Origin of the sequence: Cocleimonas flava (genome assembly GCF_004339015.1) — a bacterium.
Lineage (GTDB): Bacteria > Pseudomonadota > Gammaproteobacteria > Thiotrichales > Thiotrichaceae > Cocleimonas > Cocleimonas flava.
Genome location: NZ_SMFQ01000002.1, coordinates 67,528 through 87,710, shown reverse-complemented (window position 1 = coordinate 87,710; position 20,183 = coordinate 67,528). Strand labels below are relative to the sequence as shown.

The following is a 20,183-nucleotide window of genomic DNA, read 5'->3' as shown; positions in this document are numbered from 1 at the left end:
TTCAAATAGTCTGTTTATTTAATCTGTTTATTTAGGGCAATATCACTCTAGTTCTAATGAAAGATAAACCTGAAATGCATTGCGACGATTTGCGGCTTCAAAAGCTGGTAGTTTTGCGTACTTTGACCAATCTACTTCTTCGTAGGCTTCATCAAAATCAATCATCTCTTCCACGGCAATCGCCATTTTTTCACGCATATAGGCTAAATACTCTCGCGTTAATGTAATAGCTTTTTGTGGGTCTTTTGCCGCAGGGCCATGACCGGGAACCAAGGCTGTTACCTGATTGGTTTCCAGACTTTGTAATGTTTCTAGCCAGTGTTTTGTATGGTTTCCTATAAAGGGCACACGACCTTCAAACAGGATATCACCAGTAAAAAGCACCTTGTCGTTTTCAACGAATAGGGTTAAATCAGCATCAGAGTGAGCTTTGCCAATGACATTGATGGTGAAATCAATATTGCCGACAGTAAACTTTTCCGTAGCATCTAGAATCGTATCGGGTTTGACAATGTAGGTGTTTTCATTCACCCAGGGGTCCAGTGAAAACTGTCTTTCTTCCAGACGGCTGCTGGCAACGTCCGAATCAATATATTCATAAATGCCATCTGGCGCGATAATTTCTGCGCCTTGTTCCTTGAATACCTGCAAGCCATAAATATGATCCGCGTGATAATGGCTGACAACCACTTTAACGATAGGTTGATCCGTTATTTCGCGTATTTTCTGCAGTAGCTTATTTGCTAAAGAGGGTGTACCCAGTGCATCGAATAGCACCACGCCAGCATCTGTGATTACTACGCCTGCATTTGAGATAAAACCTGCATTATCTGTAGCGATCCCCGCTTTACCTTGGACGTAATAGCTGTGTTCGCCAACTTTGACTAACTCCATTGCAACATCTACATCGGCATATTTAGATTTGTTATCTGCAGTTGTAGAAGAAGTAGTTGTAGAAGTAGCTGAAGACGTTGCCGCATTGGCATTGCTCACAGGCATAAATTTGGTTTTACAATAACTTCCAATGACCACACTACTAATCACCATTGCGGTAAATAGGTAAAAAACCGAACGTGAATGCTTTAGTTTCATGCGTTGTCCTGTGGCTAGTTTAATTTATGCTGTTGTCTGACTCATGGTAAATTCAAGCAGATGGCGTTCACCATCGACGAAAGGGACCTCCATCGAATGCGATTGCGTTAAAGTATATTTTTTGGGGATGTACTGTAACTCACCTGTTGGGTATTGTCCCTTCATGGCATACAGCGTTCCACCTGAGGCTAGCTGATCTGATGAGCCTTCGAGGAAGTCATATACCGAGGCAAAGGCACGGCTAATAATCGCATCGTATTTAATCTCAGAATCTAAACTTTCAATACGCGCTTGAGCAACCTTGGCATTTTTCAAACCCAGCTCAATAATCGCCTGTTGAATAAATCGCGTTTTTTTACCGTTGGTATCGACAGCCATAAATTCACGATCCGGCTGCATAATCGCTAGCGGAATAGTAGGCAAACCTGCGCCACTACCGACATCCAAACAGTTATCGCCTTTAATGAAATCAGCGACCACAAGGCTATCGAAAATATGCAATGGAATCATATCCTGAATCTCACGCACTGCTGTGAGGTTGTAGGTTTTATTCCAACGATTGAGTAACTCAACGTATTGTTTTAACAGAGCTAATTGAGCCTCATCAGGCTGGCAACCGAGTTGTTCTAGCCCTTGTTCCCAGAGTTGATCGTGCGACATTTTTTATAAATTCTCTTCTAAGAACGAGTATCAGCTAGCTTTCTGGTAACGGTGTTTCTTCAGATGTACCATCAAAATCGAAATAGTCGCTGGTGTAATGCCAGGAATACGCGAAGCTTGACCGATTGTTGTCGGTTTTTGATCTTGTAGTTTTTGCAATGCTTCATTTGAAAGGCCGCCTTTGATCGTTGAATAATCAAAATCATCCGGCAAAACCGTCTCTTCATGATTTTTCTGTTTATCAATTTCAAGCTGTTGGCGATCGATATAACCCGCGTATTTAAACTGTACTTCGACTTGTTCCGCAACTTTTGGGTCTTCAACCGCTGGACCAAACTTGTCGATAGACATTAAGTCAGCATAGCTAACATTTGGGCGTCGTAGTAGCTCGTTTAGGCGGTATTCACGACTTAAAGAACCTTTAAAAATGCGCTCGTTTTGTTCTGCGTTGACATCAGCAGGGTGCATAACGGTGTCACGCAAACGTTGCATTTCGACTTCGACTTGCTCGCGTTTGATGTTGAATGCGCGCCAGCGTTCTTCATCAACTAAGCCAATCTTGTAACCAATTTCAGTTAAACGTAAATCTGCATTGTCTTCACGCAATAACAGACGATGCTCAGCACGGCTTGTGAACATACGGTAAGGTTCTTGCGTGCCGTGGGTGATTAAATCATCAACCATTACACCGATATACGCTTCACTGCGTTTCGGGAACCATGAATCTTTGCCCTGAACTTGAAGTGCTGCATTAGTCGCTGCAAGCAAACCCTGAGCGCCAGCTTCTTCGTAACCAGTCGTACCATTGATTTGACCGGCAAAAAATAGTCCATCAATAAATTTGGTTTCAAGCGTTGGTTTAAGATCGCGCGGATCAAAGAAATCATACTCGATCGCGTAACCTGGTCGAGTGATATGCGCGTTTTCAAACCCTTCGATAGAGCGAATAAATTCAAACTGCACATCAAACGGCATACTGGTTGAAATACCATTTGGGTAGATTTCGTAAGTATTTAAACCTTCAGGTTCTATGAATATCTGGTGACTGTCTTTATCCGCAAAGCGCACAATCTTGTCTTCGATTGAAGGACAATAGCGTGGCCCAACACCATCGATGACACCTGAATAAAGCGGCGAACGATCTAAGCTCGCACGAATAATATCGTGCGTGCGCGAATTGGTGTATGTGATGTGACAAGAAATTTGCTCTGGATGATCTTCCTTCTTTCCCATGTATGAAAACGTAGGAATAGGGGTGTCGCCAGGCTGCTCTTGTAGTTTGCTGTAATCGATACTGCGCGAATCAATACGTGCAGGTGTTCCAGTTTTTAAACGGTCTACTCTAAACGGCATTTCGCGTAAACGATCGGCCAAGGCAATCGATGGTGGATCACCCATGCGCCCGCCGGAATGATTTTCCATACCAATGTGAATTTTACCGCCGAGGAAAGTTCCTACTGTTAAAACCACTGCTTTGGCTTTGAACTTCAGCCCCATTTCGGTACTCACACCAACCACTCGATCATTTTCAATAATTAAGTCGTCAACACCTTGCATGAATATTTGCAGATTCTCTTCGGCCTCGACCATTTCTCGAATCGCCGCTTTGTACAAAGAGCGATCAGCTTGTGCACGTGTTGCACGAACCGCTGGGCCTTTGCTGGCATTTAGCGTGCGAAACTGGATGCCGCCTTTATCAGCTGCATGTGCCATTGCACCACCCAGTGCATCGATTTCTTTTACGATATGGCCTTTACCGATACCGCCGATGGCAGGGTTACAACTCATCTGTCCAATGGTTTCAATATTATGGGTGAGTAATAATGTTTTCAGTCCCATGCGCGCAGGCGCAAGAGCAGCTTCAGTGCCGGCGTGACCACCGCCGATGATAATGACATCGAAAGATTCTGTATAGAACATAGTAGGAGCAGATGTTAAAGTTAATTAGCAGGGCATTATATAGTAAACACTCTTGTTTTGAAAAATACCTTATACTCTCTAATACCTAATCTAGCGCGATTTACGTAAATTCATGAAGCAAAACCATAATAAGAAAATACCAGTAGCGCTAATTGAAACATTGCCGAACGGAATAGGGGCTGAAAATGCTGAATTTATTCCACAACGTTTTGCAGACAGTACCCATGATTTATGGCGTTTGAAATCAACACAGGGTAACTATTTTCTGAAAGTATGCAGCAATACTGAATCGCCTTTCTGGCAGATTATGCAGCAGCTTTTTGGGGTTGTTTTACGGGACGATATCGGAAACTTCAACGCCTTATACGGGCATATATCATCACTGACCTCATTAAAAATACCTGAACTGATTCAATCCCAAAGCAGCAGGCAACATGGGTCGTATATTTTAACGCCTGAAGTAGATGGTTTAGTCCCGGATAATTCAAAAATCAGCGTTGGAATGGTTGAGCAACTGGCTCAACATCTCTCTAGTCTCCATCAGGATCGGCAGGATAATTGGGGGTCAATACACCAACGAATATTTAACAGTGGTCATTGGAAAAAACGTCTGAGAGATACTTTAGAAAAAAGTGCTCATAAGTGGGGGGGTGACAAAACAACAGACAATGCATATCTGAATGCTGCATTAGACGCGTGTGAGCAGTTAAATGTTAATGAATTTGTTCCTATGATGCCAGATTTGCGCTGGGATCAATTTTTAATCACAAAGAACAGTTCAGAATTGATTCTGCTAGATCTAGACGCGTTTGTATTGGCTCCGCGAGAACTGGATTTTGTGTTGCTGGAGTATTTGCTAGACCAACAACAATTCGAGTATTTCATTGAAGTCTATTCCAGACATCACACTATTCCTGAGCTGAAATATGCGCGTCCTGCTTATCGTTTATTGTTGTTTTATATGGAAGTACTGGGCGAGCAGGATATTGATAAATGGATGAATGCAGCGCATCGCTTTTAAAAAAGTGGCTTAAAGTAGGGGGGTGACTTAACAGAGAGCCATAATAAATTGGCTATTTAGTCCCCCATATTTTCGCAACTGCACGGTCAGTGCCTAAAGTACCTATCACTAAACACAGTAAACCACCCAAAAAAAATACTAAAAAAGGGATGATTGCACCCATTAATGAGCTAGCCAATCCGCCAGCAACCGTAACCAATGACAAGAGTATAAACAGGCAACCCACTACATTTAAAATAGTTCTATGGGATTTTTTATAGTTATAGGGGCCTTCTCCCGACTCAAATAATTTAAGAATTGGGGAAAGTAGTGCTCTAAACGATGATTTCATAAATAGTTTCAGTGATGCAATTATAAGCTGAATAATACCTAGCGACTTGCAATATTGCGAATGCTAACTGATCGTTTCTTTAGGCAAAATGCAAATTGATTATTTACGAATCTGGAGTCAGTCTAAGCAAGCGTCCATTTCTTCCATCTTCCAGAACCCATATTGCGCCTTTAGGCCCTTGTTCAACTTCGCGAATGCGATTGTTCATGTCGAAGCGTTCGACTTCCTGAGCTTGGTCTCCGTCAATTTTAATGCGAAGCAGCGACCTTGATCTTAGTCCACCGATGAATGCATTGCTCTGCCATTCAGGAAATACCGAACCTGAATATATGATCAGTCCAGAAGGTGCAATCGTAGGTACCCAATAGGCTTCGGGTGCATTGAATTCTGGGCGCGTGTCATGATCAGGAATCGGAATACCGGAATAATTATCACCCCAGGAAACAATGGGCCAGCCATAGTTATCGCCACGAGTCGTCAGGTTTAATTCATCACCGTCTCTTGGACCCATTTCGTGCGTCCACAGTTTGCCCTGTTTATCGAAAGAGATACCCAGCATGTTTCGATGACCTAATGACCAAAAAGATTTTGCGAGCTCGCCCTTGTTTTGAAAAGGATTGTCTTTGGGTACTAAGCCGTCACCGTTTAATCGAATAACTTTGCCTAAATTTTGATTCCAGTCTTGTGCCGGTGTTTGTTTTTGTCGATCCCCCGAAGTGATGAATAGATATCCATCGGGGCTGAATGCCATTCGATGCGAATAATGCCCACTGCCAGTAACTTTGGGAGTCTGTCGCCAAATAACCTCAATGTTTTCTAGCTTAGGTTTGGCTGCAGGAAGTTGTAGCTTTGCTTTGGCAACAACAGCGCCTTTTTTCCCTGCTGAATCTTGCTCAGCATAGGATAAGTATACCCAATGGTTTTTCTGGTATTGAGGGTGAAGAATAATGTCACCCAAGCCACCTTGACCGCCATAAGCGACTTCGGGTAACCCTGCCACTTTAGTTTTAGAACCATTTTTGAGATTCACTAACAGTAACTTTCCTGCTTTTTCAGTGATCAATAGATTTTCATCAGATAGAAAAGTCATCGCCCAGGGTTGATTGAATTCTCCAAAGCTTTCAGCTTCGAGGCTAGAACCTTTATCACTTTTGAAAATATCATCAACAGCGTTGGCGAAACTGCTCAATGAAAACAGAGCGAGTAACAGCGTTAAATTAGTCAGTAAACGAGGTGGTTGCATAATTCTCTCAAGGTTGAAATAGGTTTTTAAGTCCTGAGGACTATATATTCTCTGTAAAAATAGACTTCCAAGAAGTCTGTCAGTTCATTTTGGAAGTGTTTAATTGTTGCACTTTAATTGTTACACATAGATAAACTGCTTTAGTGAGAATTAGGCTAGTGGGATACGTATAAGAAGGTTTTTATGGTTTTAAGAAAAGATCCCTAAACATGCCCAAATACCACATTCGCCACCAATGCATAAGTAATGATCGTTGTTTTTAGTACTTTTCTTTTTATCTGTGCCCTCTGTATTTTCTGCCTCTTCTTTTTTCTTCTCGGCGGTTAAATGTAAATGCGCGTTTTTACATGCTTTAAACTGGGCAGAAATTTCAGGAAGTAAATTGCTTGGAGGTGAGTTTTGAATGATGGAATAAACTCTGCTGGAACAAGAACCATTCTGGTGAAGTAAGCCGTAGGCACAACTGAAATTTTTATGAGGTGAAATATATCTTTGGTAGAACGTAATTAAGCTTAAGAAAATTCTTCTCATGATCGCAGTCCTTTTTCTTTATTTATTTCACTTAATTATTGAATCCCGTGGGACTGTTTTTAATAAGCGCTTTCAGTTCTTTTAACTCATTTCGTATTAATTGAAGCTCATGCTTGGTTGAATCGTCAGTGATTTGTAGCTCACCAATAATATTTTCTTCTTCGGCTTCTTTCATTTCATTCATGGCATCTACGACGATGGCAATTATTAAATTCACGATAATAAATGTGGCCAGAAAGATAAAGGGGACGAAAAATACCCAGGCTAAAGGATAAGTTTCCATCACAGGGCGAACGATTCCCATCGACCAGGATTCGAGGGTCATGATCTGGAATAGGGTATAAAAGGATTCGCCTAATGTGCCGAACCACTGAGGAAATGTATCGCCAAAAAGTTGCGTTGACATAATCGCGAATATATAGAAAAACAGCGTTAGCAAGCCACCAATGGAGGCAATACCGGGAATCACAGTGACTAAAGCGGTGGTGATTTTTCGCATTTGCGGTACCACTGATACCAGGCGCAATAGTCTTAATACTCTTAAAAATCTCAGAATTTCAAATCCTGCACTGGCAGGCACTAAGGAGATAGCGACGATGAAAAAATCGAATAAGGACCATGCGTCTTTGAAAAATGCTGATCTGTGAATATAAATCCTCAGTGAAACTTCGATAGTGAAGATGCTGATGACAAAGATGTTAAACCATTTAAAAAAACTGCCGTAATTTGCAGCCATTTGCTTCGATGTTTCAAGCCCCATGGTTATACCATTAAGGATAATCAGGCTGATAATGAAGTTCTGAAAAGTGGAGCTTTCGATGAATTTTTTAATAGAGTGATACATGTCTGCAACGAGCTAAATGTTTAGGTGGGATTGGAACCTTACAACCTTATGTCGCTATAAGGTTCCAGAATCTAAAAGTTTCGAGGGTGTGGGTCTACTAAACTCAAAAGAGTAAGACGAAACCGATTAGAAGAGTTACTTCTCTACGATTTCTGTAGCAAGAATTTCTTCAAAACCAAGCCCAGTAAGGCCATTAATGGTACGCCATAGGTAGTACAAAATCGCCATCATCATAATCATGGATGGGATCGCAATCATCGGGTAACTGTATAAAGTCAATTGTCCGAGTTCTTCGTTAAAAGCGGTACTGCCAGAAGGGCTAGTGACGATCCATTTAGCCAGAACGTAATTCATGATTGCAGAAAAGACAAACGTTCCAGCAAACAGGTAGTTAGCCTTCATCAAACGGTTTTCAAAGGCAGGTGTGCTGTTGCGTTCTTCGAGGTGTTGTTCGATTTTTTCCACATTCATTATTTTAGGGTTGAACAGCAGCGTTTTCACTAATGGGTAGCGCGTAAAGGTCGACGCTAATACAGCTATACCAATCACACTGGGGACAGCCGCTTCTTTAATCGCGAGCCATTTGTTATCTAATTCTAATAAACCAATGCCGCCGGTAAGAAGCACGCTGACTAAACCAAGTAGAGCGATAAAGTTAAATTTTCTGTATTTTACTAATTCGAAAATACCCCAGCCAAGTGGAAAGGCTAATGCAATGATGAGTGCGCCAGCTGCACCTAAATCATTATCACCACTGAATTTCATTAAAATTACAGAGGGTAAAATGATACTAACTAACAGATCAATTAAGGGGCGAGGCTTATGCTCGGGGGTATTACTCATAGTGGTTACTTTAAATTAGATTGATTATTGGTCTTATTATATAAAAATAAGGAACAGGATTAATAGTACATCCATTTATTATGGGTATAAATACGGAAAATAACAGTGAGATTATTGATTTTCTACTATTCAACGAATACTAGAAAAAGTGCCTAGCTCTTCATAAATTCCAAAATCGTTTTTTAAACAACAAAAAACAAATTGTCATTCCGCAAAGCATAAGTTCCTTAGGATATTTTAAACTGCAAAATGAAAAGTTACTTAAAGTAGGGGGTGACCTAGAGGTTGATCTAATGACTTGAACTACATATAAGGATTTTCAGTGTTTGTTAAATCAGTTTCATCCAACGATTCTTTTAATGAATCTCGCCATTCTTTATAGCCATAAACCGCCAGTATCAGATAAACACCAAACATAATGATCGTGACGTAAAAGCCCGTTTGCCAATACAGATAAATAGCTGCGGCATCTATGATTATCCAGTACAGCCAATTTTCCAGAATTTTTTGCGCCATCAACCAGGTATTGATCACAGAAAATACCATCACGGCAGAATCTAAAAAGGGAAGTCGGGTTCCGCTGCTGAGGTCGAGATAGTAACCAATGCCAATACTTAAGACACTGGCGATGACAATATACGCGATATGTTTTTGCCAGCCCCATGTTTTAACTTTGAGAGTATCGTCATTTTTACTGTGTTTAGTCCACAGCATAAAGCCGTAGATAGCCATCGCCATGTAATAGAAATTAAGGATAGCCTGCATGGGAAGTTGGCCTTCCCAAAAGAGCACTGTATAAATCAAGGTGCTGACAAATGCCGTTGGCCAGCACCAGATGGACTCTTTCGCTGCCAAAATCACATAGGCGATACCGAGAGTCGTGGCAAAAACTTCCCAGCCAGATAAGGCTAGGAAAGCTTCAACGATTGCATCTGTTGTCATAGCGATCTTCTTTTCAATGAAACGCTATTACCAATCAACTTCTACATCCGCACGGTTAGTGCCGACAAACTTCATTACCATAGCCGAATGAGGCATCGCCGCAAAAACGTCTTTCATTTCTGCAGTAATCAATGCCATCACCGCGTCGTATTCGCCATAAATCTGAGTGCTGAGTTGGTTCTTCTTTACAGTGATCTTCGGGTTTGATTCTAGACCTTTAATAAACGCCAGAATAGGCTCAACGTATTCTTCTTTAAGCGGGTAAAGGCTGATATCTACTGAAATTTCCATAATCTATTCTCTTTAAATATGAGGTTAAGTCTAGCTTAAAAGTCCAATGAAACGGTTAAGCCAACAGTGCGTGGCTCGCCTTTTTGGGTGTAGGTTTCAGTAATGTAACCATTGCCGGGATTGTTTCCAAAGCTACCAAAACCTCTGACATCATAGTCTTTATCGGTTAGATTTCTACCCCATAAGGTTGCTGTCCAATCACCTTTTTTATAACTCAGGTTAGCGTTTATCAAGCTATAAGCTTTTGCTCTGGCATTGTGGCGATCAGAGAAGTAGAAACCGTCTTTGCCTTCAAGTGTTACACCAGCGGTTAATTTTGGCGTGATCGAGTATTCAGCACCCAGAGAGTATTGGTAGTTAGGCGCGTGCGCCTGATCTCTTCCTGCTAAATCCAAGCCGTTTGCGGTACTTTGCGGATCTGTGTATTCATCAAACTTGGCTTGTAACAGACCTAATGAAGTCTTCAAACGCCATTTGTCATTCACCTTCCAGTGAAGTTCCGCTTCGATACCGTAGTTGCTACCTTTTGCTGCATTTCCGATATAGTCTGTAAAGTCGGTACTACCATCTTCACGAAGTTCAACGATAGAGCTTCTTACCTGCTGGTCTTTACGCTTGGCGTAGAAGGCAGTAATACGAGTGGTTAGCGCATCATCTAAGTAAGATGAGTTAACCCCGACTTCGAAATTCCACAGGTATTCTGTATCAAAATCGAGTAGGTTCTCAGGCAATGTGCCATCGGTATTTACGCCACCCGCTTTGTAACCACGAGAGATACTGGTGCTGGCCAAATGGTTGTCGTTGAGTTCATATTCCAGACCGAGTTTACCGCCATGCAGTGTTTCATCGACATTGATTTTGTTGTCGTTAGAATCGGTGTAATCGGCTTTCCATTTTTCTACACGCAAACCAGTGATGAGCTTAAGCTTGTCATTGATTTCAGTGTCTAGTTGACCATAAAGCGCGGTGTTTTCAGTGTCATACTGGCTTAGGAAGTCGCTTTCTAAATAGGTGTACTTGCGCGTTAGTCCTTCCTCTTTTTTGGCATGATATAAGCCCACAACCCAGTCAGTTTTATCATTGAATATACGTCCATCTTCATTAGAAAGTAGGCGTCCTTCAATGCTGGTATTTTTGCGGTTACGTAGGTATTCATCGAAAGAACTATATGGATAAAGGTCTTCAGAGAACTGTCCAACATATCCCCAGTCTTCATCATAGCTGTAACCAAGATCTGAATCTGAGTAGCTTGCGCTGGCTTCAAGAGCCACTGAAGAATTGATATCCAGCAATGCTTTTAAAGAGATAGCATCCGTTTTTTGCGTGTCTTTTCCCGGCTCATCACTCAATGTGGTGCGGCTGTTATCAAATGTGAATGCGTCATAGCCGTTATCGATATCAAGGTGTAACACTTTTAGGTCGACGGTTAGGTCGTCATTTGCCAACCATTTAAGGTGTCCGCGTCCGGTAAATTCATCACGGTCTGCTGTGTCATCACGATCGAGGAAATCATTTTCCATGAAGCCATCTGATTGGTTGGTGTGTAATGAAAAACGCCCCAGTAATTTATCTTTAATCAACGGTCCGCCAGCAGCTATTCCAAGGCTTTGCTTACCGTAGTTACCTAAGGTTGCTTCAATCTTTCCTGAGCGTTCGTTGGTAGGTTCGGTAGAATGAATATTGATAATGCCAGCCAATGCATTTGCGCCGTATTTAGTGCCTTGTGGGCCACGAATTACTTCTATCTGATCGACATCAAACAGCGTTGCAGAACCACCACTGCGGCTAAAATCCATGCCATCAATGTATAGACCTACCGATGGGTTTATCGGAGAAATAAACTGGCTGCGTTCACCTATGCCGCGGATCTGGAAGAAACGAGATCGAGATGCGCCGCTTGCCATATTGACATTAGGTGCAGCATTCAAGGTGTCTTCAATATGCTGAGCGCCACGTTTCGTTATCTCTTCTTCAGTTACTACCGAAATACTCGCTGTGCTTTCTTCTAAAGTAGTAGGGCGGAAATCCGCTGTGACGGTCACTTCTTCGAGAACATCAGCAGCGTTTACGCTAACGCTAGATAATAACGGTGCGAGAACTAGAATTGATGCGGATACACTCGTTAATGCTAATGAAAAACGTGCGGGCAGTTTGGTTTGTGATGGCACTTGAAATGGCATGCTGTACTCCTAAAAATAAAAATGGGATAGGAGACATGCTTGGTAGATTCATAGCTTTAAATGACAAAGCTAGATCGAGAAAGACATTACCTATCCCTACGCTGGTATTATCCAGATCAGGTTCTTAGGGTCTTCCTCACGGAATCTCAGGTTACGTTGAATTTATTAAATTATATGAAAATAAATACAACAACCACCCCCAGGCGATGGCGGTTAGTATAGTAGAGAACCTTGAAAGTGCAAGATTAAAGCTCAGGAAGCCGATATATTCATCAATATAGCCATAAATTGCAGGGTTAAATCTAGCAAAAGCCACCCCCCTACTTATAGGCGTTTTTTTGAGATGCGTTTTTTTAGCTCTCGCCCAGATACTGTTTAATTACCTTATCTGCCGAATCCCCTAACACATCCGCAGTATTTCCGATTTGGTGAATCTTTCCCTGATTGATAAAAGCCGTACGCTTAGAGGCACGAAAAGCATCTGTGGGTTGATGGCTAATAAGTAGGGCGGCCATATTTTGTTCTTCAACCATCGCTTTGAGTAAATCAATGATTTCGTCTTTCATCGCTGGGCCCAGCGCCGCTAATGGCTCATCGAGCAGGAGAACGGATTGCTTTCTGACTAATGCTCTGGCTAAAGCAATGCGCTGTCGCTGACCACCTGATAACTCTTTTGGACGGCGCTTATGGAAATCAGCTAAGCCAACATTTTCCAGTGCATGATGAATATGCTGCTTTTCATCTTGAGTGAGTTTCAATGAAGGCTGAATGCCAATAGCCACATTGGTGAACACATCAAGATGAGGGAAAAGATTGTTGTCCTGAAAAACGGTTGTGACAGGTCTCTGATGAATTTTTAGTGAGGTGATATCCACATCATCAACAATAATGCTGCCCGAGCTTGGCGAATTAAAACCAGCAATTAAATTGAGCAAGGTCGTCTTGCCAGAACCGCTCGGGCCGATAATGCTTAGAATTTCTCCCGCCTGAACATCAAGGTTGAATTGCATCTCAGCAGTATTAGTACCTTTGTCATCGACATCGGCTGAGTGTTTTGGATAGCTGAATTTCAGATTGTCTACGGTTAACATTACATGTCCTTTTGCGTTTTACCGCTAATGATTTTTTCTAAAAGCCAGAAAGTGATGAGGCTGATAATCAGTAAAAAAGCGGCGGTCACTGCTGCTTGAGGTATCTGGTAAGCACCAAGGCGCTGGTAAAGTAATAGTGGCAGTGTGGCTGTTTCCGGGCTGCCAAATAACGCGATAATACCTAAATCTCCCATGGTAAAAACGGTGACAAGCGCTGCAGATAAGCCCAACGGTTTCCTTAAAAGAGGGAAGTCGAGATGTTTGAAACGCTGCCAGCCTTTTAAATTTAAACTATCGCAAAGACGTTGATACTTCATTGTGTTTTGTCTGATTTCTGGCCCTAGCGTGCGAATGATAAAGGGAATGCCGAGTAAGCCATTTATAAGAATCACGATCAAAATTGCCCAGTCAAACACATTGATAAAGTCAGCCAATAGAATAAAAAGCCCTGTGCCGATCACTAATGGCGGCACCACAAAAATAATAGATCCAGAAAGCAATAACCATTGCGAAAGGTTGCTTTTGTTTTGGTAGCTAGCTCGAGCACTGGCATTTAATAGAAACCAGGAGAGTGCCAGTGAAATAGTTGCTGCACTCAAACCAATTAATAAACTGAATGCAGTCGCTTTCCACAGATTTCTTTCACTGAGTACGCTGATGATTGGGCCCCTTGCTGCATCGATGAAAATAGCGAGAAGAGGGGAGCTTACAAACAATATTGCGAATACGATTAACGTGATTTGTAGCATTTTATCTAACTTGCCAGTTTCGGATTGGTGCTTGGGATTTTTGATGTTTAGGTCGGGTTCTACATCCGGTATCTTGTTAAAACGAGAAGCAATTATAGCCACCAGTATAGATAATCCCAATTGTAGTAATGCTAAAACAACCGCCTGTGCAGGATCAAAATCAAACCGCAAAGACTGATAGATGGCGACTTCTAATGTTGTGCTTTTGGGGCCGCCACCGAGCGTTAATACAACCGCAAAGCTTGTTAGACACAACATGAAAACTAATAGCGCAACACTGGGTAAACTCTCGCGTAACGCAGGCCATTCGATATGTTTCCATTGCTGAATGCTGTTAAATTTTAGTTGTGAAGCGATACGCCAATGCTGTTCAGGAATTTGATTCCAGACAGGCAAGAATAAACGCACAGCGAGCGGTAAATTGAAAAAGACATGAGCCAGTAAAATCCCCAAAAGTCCATATAGGTTTGAGCCAATAGGTAGCCAGCCGGATTTTCCGTAAACTGTAATGATTCCAATGACTGCAACAACGGCTGGAACGATTAAAGGCAGCCCAAATAGGCTTAGGAAAAATGAGCGAAATGGAAAGCTTGGATATCGTGCAAAAGCACGCGCTACGACAATGGCGAAGGCGATGCTGAGTAATGTGGAAAGGAATGCCTGCCATAAACTGAAAAACAGCACTCTGCGAATATAGCTACTGTTCCATATCTCACTAAAGCTCGCTGTTTGCTCGCCGGAAAGTGTGCCGCTAGCAAAAAAAAGACTAAATAGTGGCACCGTGATAAAAGCAATCACGAATAAGGCGACGAGGATTCCAGCTTTCATTGTTAACTATGATTATTTTGGATGATAGATTATTTAGCTAACGCATTAAGCCATTCACTGACCCATGCTTTGCGGTTTTTATTTACCTCATCACTTGAGAAAATAAGGGCAGGCTCAGGATCAATTAGTGTATTGAATGCTTCAGGTAGCTCAGTTTTGTCTAGTGCTGCGGGATACATCCAATTCGTCGTTGGAATAATTTTCTGGAATGTTTCGCCTTGAATAAAGTCCAGGAACTTCTTTGCCAGTTCCTTGTTTTTACTCGCAGCGATCATTCCTGCTACTTCAATTTGCTGGTAATGACCTTCTGAAAATTTAGCGGCGGCAAAGTTGTTCTTTTTTTCAGCAATCATGTGATAAGCAGGTGAGGTTGTGTAGCTTAAAACCAATGGTGCTTGGTCTTTTAAGAATAAACCGTATGCTTCGCTCCAACCTTTACTGACAGTCACAATACGCGGCGCTAGTTTTTCCCATGCTTCTTCGGCTTTATCGCCGTAGACTTTTTTTACCCACAATAATAAGCCTAAACCCGGGGTGCTGGTTCTTGGGTCTTGAATCAAAATCTTCGGTGAGTCTGGGTTTTCAATCAGTGCTTTAAGACTGGTAGGTGGATTCTTTAACTTGTCTTTGTCATAAACAAAAGCAAAGTAGCCGAAGTCGTAGGGGATAAAATGTGAATTTGTCCATTTTTCAGGCAGTGTCGAATTTTCAAGCGCCATTTCGTGTGGGGCAAAGTATCCAGTTGCTTCTGCATTCGCTATTAAATTGGTATCTAAACCTAAGACAATATCGGCTTTGGTGTGTCTGCCTTCGAGCTTCAATCGGCTCAGCAAGGAAACACCGTCTTCTAAAGCAACATAATTTAATGTGCAGTTACAAACTTCTTCAAAAGCTTTTTTGACTTTGGGACCTGGTCCCCAGTCACTGGTAAATGAATCGTAGGTGTAAACATTGAGTGTTGGTTTATCGGCTGATTCGGCTGATATAACAGGAATAGATATTGATAACAGCGTGAAACAAATAAAAGAATAGAAAAATCGCACGAAAGGGTCTCCAATAAAAACGGAGAGATGCAGAAGTTTTAAACTGGGTAAACAGCTTCAACTCACATCCCTACGCCGGTACTAACCGGTTCAGGTTCATCGGATCGGTTGTGAAACCTCTCAGCCGTTTGAATGTTGCGCGGCACTCCGTTGAGTTGTGGTAACTATATGTCTAAGTAGTTGATCGAGCAAGTATCCCTATACTATGACAATAAAAACTATAGCAATAAAAAATCGACTTCATAAAAAAAGCCTTCGACATCGAAGGCTTTTTTTAAACTTAAACGAGTTTAATTATTTTGTTGTGTCGACAACCTGAGCTGTTTTCTCACCAGAATTCTGGGTGATAAACTTCTCTAAAGAGGATATTGCAACAATACCTGGCTGAGCCGCTACCAATTTTCCTTCTGGATCAAATAAGATAAATGTTGGTGTACCACGTAGTGATTCACCGATGCTTTGCTCCATCCAGATATTCATTTCAACGTAGTTACTTACCAGGTTGGTGAATTTCATGTCATATTCTGCGATGAAATCTTCTGCATCTTCTATGCCCCTTACGCCATCCAGAGTCACGCCTATGATACGTGCATTTTTAAGCTTTCCATCAAATTCAACCATTTCTGGCATATGACTGCGGCATGCAGAACAGGTTGATTCCCAAATCTCTAGGATCGTCCACTTATCTTTACCGATATGGTTGTTGATTGAATCTTGCTTACCATTCATGTCGGTGAATGCAAATGCATTACTACCAATGATTAGTGCTCCCAACAACACACTCTTTAATGCTGTCCCAAATATTTTATTTGCTAATGAAAGTCGTATCACAGACAATTTCCTCGTTATATAAATATGTTAACAATACATATCCAATTTTTAATTAATTTAAATGAAAGATGATTCGTGAATTAGATGGCTAAATTAGACAACAGTTCAAAAATATCCAGTGTTTTATTCGATCTGGATGGAACACTACTAGATACCGCTCCAGATATGACAAATGCGTTAAACCTTCTTCTTTCAGAAGAGGATAAAGCGCCGCTAACTACCGAGTTTTGTAGAGATTTCGTCTCGCATGGATCAGTCGCGATGGTCACTCTAGGTTTTGGAGAACAACAAGATCCAGATGAATTTGAACGTCGTCGTCTCCGTTTCTTGCATTTATACGAGAGAAACCTGTGTTTGGATACAAAACTTTTCGAAGGGATGGATGAAGTGTTGCTTTTTCTCGAAGAAAACTACATTCGATGGGGTATTGTGACAAATAAACCGGCGTTCTTAACGAATCCTTTATTAGAACAGTTAAAGTTATCTCAACGAGCCTGTAGCGTTATTTCGGGTGATACGATTCCTGAAAGAAAGCCAGACCCGGCACCGCTTTATCTAGCAGCCAGTCAATGCGGTAGTCTCGCGACTGAATGTATTTATGTCGGTGATGCCGAACGTGATATTCAAGCGGGCAATCGCGCTAATATGCAAACATTGATTGCGAGTTATGGCTATATCGATGATTCGCAAACACCGGTTAACTGGGGAGCAAACGGCGTAATTGAATATCCTGATGAAATTCTACCCTGGCTTAACTAACCGGGCTTAGGTTTTCTCTGTTTAAATACTTTTTTAATAAAGAGTTTTTAGTTAGAGATAAAGTAACAACTAAGTACTTAAGTTTTTGATAATTCATTGTTATTTTTATCTGTTGGTTTCTATTTTAAAGAAAATTCCCTAAAAAGATAATGACTAATATTTGAGCAAATTGTCATGGCGTGTCATTATAGCCGCCAGTCAAATGCTGTGATCCTGGGGGAAGGGCAAACAATGAATATTGGTAAAAGCAGTGCAAAGAGTACATTAATTCAGGTTGTCATTTTTTTAATCGCTTTCGCGTTATTGATTCTTTATAAAAAAGACACAATCGTCGGCATGTACGCATCAGGCGAGATTAGTAAAATCGGCATGATTATCAACGGCATTATCTTTGCCTTGTTCTTTGTCGGTATGTTAAGGATAGTCTTAGTGCTATTTCGCTACATTAACGAGCAAAGAGTGCTCTTTCAGCTGACTGAATACCTAAAAGAAAATGCTCAAGACCCAACCGCAAGACTGCAACAAAATTCTTTGGCTGTTAATCGTTATAAGGCGATTCGCTGGTTAGCCAAGCAAGGCTCACCGATCAATCAGGAAGCGTTGGCATCAAGTTCTAATGCGCACGAGAATTCACGTTTAACCTTAATCCGCTTTGTCCACAGCACATTAATTTTAGCGGGTGTTTTTGGTACCGTTGTTTCGTTATCGATGGCGCTAATCGGCGCGGCTGGTTTGCTTAATTCGCCTGAAGGTGTGAAAGAAATGGGCGCTATTATCAGTGGCATGTCATCTGCACTAAGCTCTACCATTACGGCAATTGTGTGCTTCTTTGTGTTTGCTTATTTTTATCTTCGTTTAAATGATGCGCGCATTCAGCTGTTAACTCAGATTGAAGACATGACCAGCATGTATCTGATCCCAAGTGTTTCTCACACTCAAGAGGGGATGATCAATAAAGTCGCAGAGTTAACCAATGCATTGAATAAAGCGGCAGAAAAGCTCTTGATGGTTGAAGATAGGTTTATGCTCGCTGGAGACCGTTTGCAATTAGCTGTTAATGACTTGCATGGACAAGTAAAAGGTTCGAGTCTTGATGATATTAAAGACCTGATACGAAAAGGTTTTCATTTATCCGAGCCTGAATATGATTCTGATAAATCAACAGACCTAAATAAACCTGCAGTAGAATTGGCGAAACAAGCCGAAAGTGATATTAAAGTCGCAGACCTTAAATAGGGAGACTTAGATGAACTACGGTTATCCAGGGTCGAATACCCATTTAGAAAATCACAATGTCAATGAAGAGAGCTTCTGGCCTTCATTTACCGACATCATGATGGTTATTGTGATGGTTTTTCTTTTGGTTACAGTCGCGGTTATTCTCAATAACTGGACGCTTATATCAGAACTAAAGACCAGTATTAATGCACAACACATAGCATCTGATTTAGCAGAAAATCGACAAGAACAAAATCAGACACTTTCAGCCAGACTCAAATCCTTAGAGAAACAACTGGTTACTTTAAATCAAAAATATGAAGTTGAAAAAGCAAGTCTTGCAGATACTCAACAAAAACTTTCCAGTACCACTGAAAATTTAACGGCTAAATCCACCTTACTTACTTCAATTGAAGAGCAGTTAAAGGCGCTAAATACAAGATACGAGACTGAAAAAGCGAATTTACTGAGTACCAGCGAAAAGCTCACCGATACCGATAAGCGTTTACTGGAAACGAATCAGCAATTGGCAACAGCAAAGCAGCAATTGACCGAAAAGTCTGATGCGATCACTGCGTTAAATACCAAACTCACTGCATTAACCACTAAAAATACAAGTACAGAAAATACATTAGCAGAGACGCAATCGAGTCTTAAAGAAACAAAGGAAAGTTTAAAAGAAACGCAAGCAAAACTGTTGGCAAGTGAAGAAATCAACACAAAGAATGCGGCACTACTCGCAAGCTTGAAAACAGATTTAGCGTCTGTTACTGCTGAAAAAACGGCACTTTCTGATGAGGTTGCGGTTCAAAAATCGAACCTTGCTGAAAAAGAGTCGCTGATTAAAGAAAGCACTGCATCCATTGCCGCGTTAAAAACAGATCTATCTCAATCGAGTCAGGAAAATCAAAAGCTTGTTGAGGTGAATGCATCTCAGAAAGAACAGATTGCTACTGTTCTTAATCAGGAAAAGACCTTGAGTGAAAAGCTGGTCGCGAGTGAAACGGCATTAAAAACCTTAGAGCAGTCTAAACAGTCAAACTTAGCTGAAATTGAAAAGCTCAAGACATCGGCGTCGAATAGTGTTGCGATGTTGAAATCCTTACAAAGCGATCGTAGCAGTCTTGATAGTAAATACGGTTCTTTAACCTCGGAACTTGAAAAGACAAATAAGGCGTTAGAGCAAGAACGCGCAACTTCCCAGAATTTGCAACAGCAATTAGCCGCACTTCAAAGCCGTTTAGAAGAAACGCAAAGCGATAAAGAGCAACAGGGCACAGTAGAGCAAACACTGACACAACAACTGGAAGAGAAAGCAAAAGAGCTGGCTAAACTTACGGCCAGTGTTGAAGAGTCACAGGAGCTGTTAAAGGCTAAAGAAGAGCAAATCGCAGCACTTAAAGTAGATCAGGAAGAAGGGAATAGCCAGCTTAGAAGCCTTCAGGGTGAGTACGATACGCTGGATAGCAAATATCAAAAGTTGTTGCGACCTGCGCGTTCATCAAAAGGTAAGTATATTGCCAGTGTGACCTATAAAAAGAGGGGCGGTAAAAAGGTTATCAGATTGAAAACCAGCCCGAATGGTAGCTATAAAACGGTAACGGCAAAACAGTTAGCCAGCGGTTTAGAGGCATTAAAAAAGAAGCACAAAGAGAATCTATACATCAAAGTTGTGATTCCTGAGAACAGTGGTTTGTCTTATAACGAAGCGTGGAAGTTTACGAGCAACTTACAACGTAAATACGATTATTACTTCCAAAACTAAT

Annotated in this window: 19 protein-coding genes and 2 riboswitches; of the genes, 4 read left to right on the top strand and 15 right to left on the bottom strand. The window is 41.4% G+C overall.

Annotated elements, in window-relative coordinates; all coding sequences use genetic code 11:
- Window positions 1–42 precede the first annotated feature (42 nt).
- From EV695_RS00405 to mnmG, 3 genes are read right to left on the bottom strand one after another with little or no spacing between them, the layout of a single operon-like run.
- Window positions 43–1,092: an MBL fold metallo-hydrolase gene (locus EV695_RS00405; protein ID WP_131903957.1), complete on the bottom strand. Its 1,050-nt coding sequence runs from the start codon at window positions 1,090–1,092 to the stop codon at window positions 43–45.
- Window positions 1,093–1,116: 24 nt separating this feature from the next.
- A complete protein-coding gene (rsmG, locus tag EV695_RS00400; protein WP_131903956.1) occupies window positions 1,117–1,752 on the bottom strand; it encodes a 16S rRNA (guanine(527)-N(7))-methyltransferase RsmG in 636 nt (211 codons plus the stop codon).
- A 30-nt stretch (window positions 1,753–1,782) separates the two neighbouring features.
- Window positions 1,783–3,672 carry a tRNA uridine-5-carboxymethylaminomethyl(34) synthesis enzyme MnmG gene (gene mnmG / locus EV695_RS00395; RefSeq protein WP_131903955.1) on the bottom strand — a complete coding sequence of 630 codons (1,890 nt, stop codon included), beginning with the start codon at window positions 3,670–3,672 and terminating at the stop codon, window positions 1,783–1,785.
- Window positions 3,673–3,784: 112 nt separating this feature from the next.
- Between mnmG and EV695_RS00390 the strand changes: the two genes are divergently transcribed.
- Window positions 3,785–4,693: a hypothetical protein gene (locus EV695_RS00390; protein WP_131903954.1), complete on the top strand. Its 909-nt coding sequence runs from the start codon at window positions 3,785–3,787 to the stop codon at window positions 4,691–4,693.
- A gap of 52 nt (window positions 4,694–4,745) precedes the next feature.
- On the opposite strand, the gene EV695_RS00385 is transcribed toward EV695_RS00390, so the two are convergent.
- The 12 genes from EV695_RS00385 to EV695_RS00330 all read right to left on the bottom strand — a co-directional run bounded on the left by EV695_RS00385 (window position 4,746) and on the right by EV695_RS00330 (window position 16,440).
- Window positions 4,746–5,024: a hypothetical protein gene (locus tag EV695_RS00385; RefSeq protein ID WP_131903953.1), complete on the bottom strand. Its 279-nt coding sequence runs from the start codon at window positions 5,022–5,024 to the stop codon at window positions 4,746–4,748.
- A gap of 103 nt (window positions 5,025–5,127) precedes the next feature.
- The gene (locus EV695_RS00380; RefSeq protein WP_131903952.1) at window positions 5,128–6,267 is read right to left on the bottom strand and encodes a PQQ-dependent sugar dehydrogenase; all 1,140 of its coding nucleotides are present in this window, start codon (window positions 6,265–6,267) and stop codon (window positions 5,128–5,130) included.
- Window positions 6,268–6,456: 189 nt separating this feature from the next.
- The gene (yidD, locus tag EV695_RS00375; protein ID WP_131903951.1) at window positions 6,457–6,798 is read right to left on the bottom strand and encodes a membrane protein insertion efficiency factor YidD; all 342 of its coding nucleotides are present in this window, start codon (window positions 6,796–6,798) and stop codon (window positions 6,457–6,459) included.
- A gap of 31 nt (window positions 6,799–6,829) precedes the next feature.
- On the bottom strand, window positions 6,830–7,642 hold the full coding sequence (locus tag EV695_RS00370) for an ion transporter (protein ID WP_131903950.1): 813 nt from the start codon (window positions 7,640–7,642) through the stop codon (window positions 6,830–6,832).
- A gap of 135 nt (window positions 7,643–7,777) precedes the next feature.
- Window positions 7,778–8,485, bottom strand: coding sequence for a VC0807 family protein (locus tag EV695_RS00365; RefSeq protein ID WP_131903949.1), 708 nt, complete (start codon window positions 8,483–8,485; stop codon window positions 7,778–7,780).
- 303 nt (window positions 8,486–8,788) lie between these two features.
- The gene (gene pnuC, locus EV695_RS00360; RefSeq protein WP_131903948.1) at window positions 8,789–9,427 is read right to left on the bottom strand and encodes a nicotinamide riboside transporter PnuC; all 639 of its coding nucleotides are present in this window, start codon (window positions 9,425–9,427) and stop codon (window positions 8,789–8,791) included.
- A gap of 27 nt (window positions 9,428–9,454) precedes the next feature.
- Window positions 9,455–9,718 (bottom strand): YkoF family thiamine/hydroxymethylpyrimidine-binding protein, encoded by a 264-nt coding sequence (locus EV695_RS00355; protein WP_131903947.1) that lies wholly within the window; start codon window positions 9,716–9,718, stop codon window positions 9,455–9,457.
- Between the two features lie 35 nt (window positions 9,719–9,753).
- A complete protein-coding gene (locus EV695_RS00350) occupies window positions 9,754–11,898 on the bottom strand; it encodes a TonB-dependent receptor (protein ID WP_207906907.1) in 2,145 nt (714 codons plus the stop codon).
- A gap of 75 nt (window positions 11,899–11,973) precedes the next feature.
- Window positions 11,974–12,109, bottom strand: a riboswitch (TPP riboswitch).
- 142 nt (window positions 12,110–12,251) lie between these two features.
- Window positions 12,252–12,989: a thiamine ABC transporter ATP-binding protein gene (gene thiQ, locus EV695_RS00345; RefSeq protein ID WP_131903945.1), complete on the bottom strand. Its 738-nt coding sequence runs from the start codon at window positions 12,987–12,989 to the stop codon at window positions 12,252–12,254.
- Window positions 12,989–14,566 (bottom strand): thiamine/thiamine pyrophosphate ABC transporter permease, encoded by a 1,578-nt coding sequence (thiP, locus tag EV695_RS00340; RefSeq protein ID WP_131903943.1) that lies wholly within the window; start codon window positions 14,564–14,566, stop codon window positions 12,989–12,991. Before thiP ends, thiQ begins: the two co-directional genes overlap by 1 nt.
- A 29-nt stretch (window positions 14,567–14,595) precedes the next feature.
- Window positions 14,596–15,609 (bottom strand): thiamine ABC transporter substrate binding subunit, encoded by a 1,014-nt coding sequence (gene thiB / locus EV695_RS00335; RefSeq protein WP_243651403.1) that lies wholly within the window; start codon window positions 15,607–15,609, stop codon window positions 14,596–14,598.
- A 49-nt stretch (window positions 15,610–15,658) separates the two neighbouring features.
- Window positions 15,659–15,769, bottom strand: a riboswitch (TPP riboswitch).
- A gap of 134 nt (window positions 15,770–15,903) precedes the next feature.
- Entirely contained in the window at window positions 15,904–16,440 is a 537-nt protein-coding gene (locus EV695_RS00330; RefSeq protein WP_131903941.1) for a TlpA family protein disulfide reductase, read from the bottom strand.
- Window positions 16,441–16,524: 84 nt separating this feature from the next.
- Here EV695_RS00330 and EV695_RS00325 point away from each other — a divergent pair, with 84 nt between their 5' ends.
- The 3 genes from EV695_RS00325 (at window position 16,525) to EV695_RS00315 (ending at window position 20,182) form a co-directional block, all read left to right on the top strand.
- Window positions 16,525–17,199 (top strand): HAD-IA family hydrolase, encoded by a 675-nt coding sequence (locus EV695_RS00325; RefSeq protein WP_131903939.1) that lies wholly within the window; start codon window positions 16,525–16,527, stop codon window positions 17,197–17,199.
- 231 nt (window positions 17,200–17,430) lie between these two features.
- The gene (locus tag EV695_RS00320; RefSeq protein ID WP_165874584.1) at window positions 17,431–18,435 is read left to right on the top strand and encodes a MotA/TolQ/ExbB proton channel family protein; all 1,005 of its coding nucleotides are present in this window, start codon (window positions 17,431–17,433) and stop codon (window positions 18,433–18,435) included.
- 10 nt (window positions 18,436–18,445) lie between these two features.
- Window positions 18,446–20,182, top strand: coding sequence for a coiled-coil domain-containing protein (locus tag EV695_RS00315; RefSeq protein WP_131903935.1), 1,737 nt, complete (start codon window positions 18,446–18,448; stop codon window positions 20,180–20,182).
- Window position 20,183: the final 1 nt, after the last annotated feature.

What these genes read in the sequence shown, in the direction of transcription:
- EV695_RS00405 (WP_131903957.1), bottom strand. Translation starts at nt 1,092, where the DNA reads ATGAAACTAAAGCATTCACGTTCGGTTTTTTACCTATTTACCGCAATG.
- rsmG (WP_131903956.1), bottom strand. Translation starts at nt 1,752, where the DNA reads ATGTCGCACGATCAACTCTGGGAACAAGGGCTAGAACAACTCGGTTGC.
- mnmG (WP_131903955.1), bottom strand. Translation starts at nt 3,672, where the DNA reads ATGTTCTATACAGAATCTTTCGATGTCATTATCATCGGCGGTGGTCAC.
- EV695_RS00390 (WP_131903954.1), top strand. Translation starts at nt 3,785, where the DNA reads ATGAAGCAAAACCATAATAAGAAAATACCAGTAGCGCTAATTGAAACA.
- EV695_RS00385 (WP_131903953.1), bottom strand. Translation starts at nt 5,024, where the DNA reads ATGAAATCATCGTTTAGAGCACTACTTTCCCCAATTCTTAAATTATTT.
- EV695_RS00380 (WP_131903952.1), bottom strand. Translation starts at nt 6,267, where the DNA reads ATGCAACCACCTCGTTTACTGACTAATTTAACGCTGTTACTCGCTCTG.
- yidD (WP_131903951.1), bottom strand. Translation starts at nt 6,798, where the DNA reads ATGAGAAGAATTTTCTTAAGCTTAATTACGTTCTACCAAAGATATATT.
- EV695_RS00370 (WP_131903950.1), bottom strand. Translation starts at nt 7,642, where the DNA reads ATGTATCACTCTATTAAAAAATTCATCGAAAGCTCCACTTTTCAGAAC.
- EV695_RS00365 (WP_131903949.1), bottom strand. Translation starts at nt 8,485, where the DNA reads ATGAGTAATACCCCCGAGCATAAGCCTCGCCCCTTAATTGATCTGTTA.
- pnuC (WP_131903948.1), bottom strand. Translation starts at nt 9,427, where the DNA reads ATGACAACAGATGCAATCGTTGAAGCTTTCCTAGCCTTATCTGGCTGG.
- EV695_RS00355 (WP_131903947.1), bottom strand. Translation starts at nt 9,718, where the DNA reads ATGGAAATTTCAGTAGATATCAGCCTTTACCCGCTTAAAGAAGAATAC.
- EV695_RS00350 (WP_207906907.1), bottom strand. Translation starts at nt 11,898, where the DNA reads ATGCCATTTCAAGTGCCATCACAAACCAAACTGCCCGCACGTTTTTCA.
- thiQ (WP_131903945.1), bottom strand. Translation starts at nt 12,989, where the DNA reads ATGTTAACCGTAGACAATCTGAAATTCAGCTATCCAAAACACTCAGCC.
- thiP (WP_131903943.1), bottom strand. Translation starts at nt 14,566, where the DNA reads ATGAAAGCTGGAATCCTCGTCGCCTTATTCGTGATTGCTTTTATCACG.
- EV695_RS00325 (WP_131903939.1), top strand. Translation starts at nt 16,525, where the DNA reads ATGGCTAAATTAGACAACAGTTCAAAAATATCCAGTGTTTTATTCGAT.
- EV695_RS00320 (WP_165874584.1), top strand. Translation starts at nt 17,431, where the DNA reads ATGAATATTGGTAAAAGCAGTGCAAAGAGTACATTAATTCAGGTTGTC.
- EV695_RS00315 (WP_131903935.1), top strand. Translation starts at nt 18,446, where the DNA reads ATGAACTACGGTTATCCAGGGTCGAATACCCATTTAGAAAATCACAAT.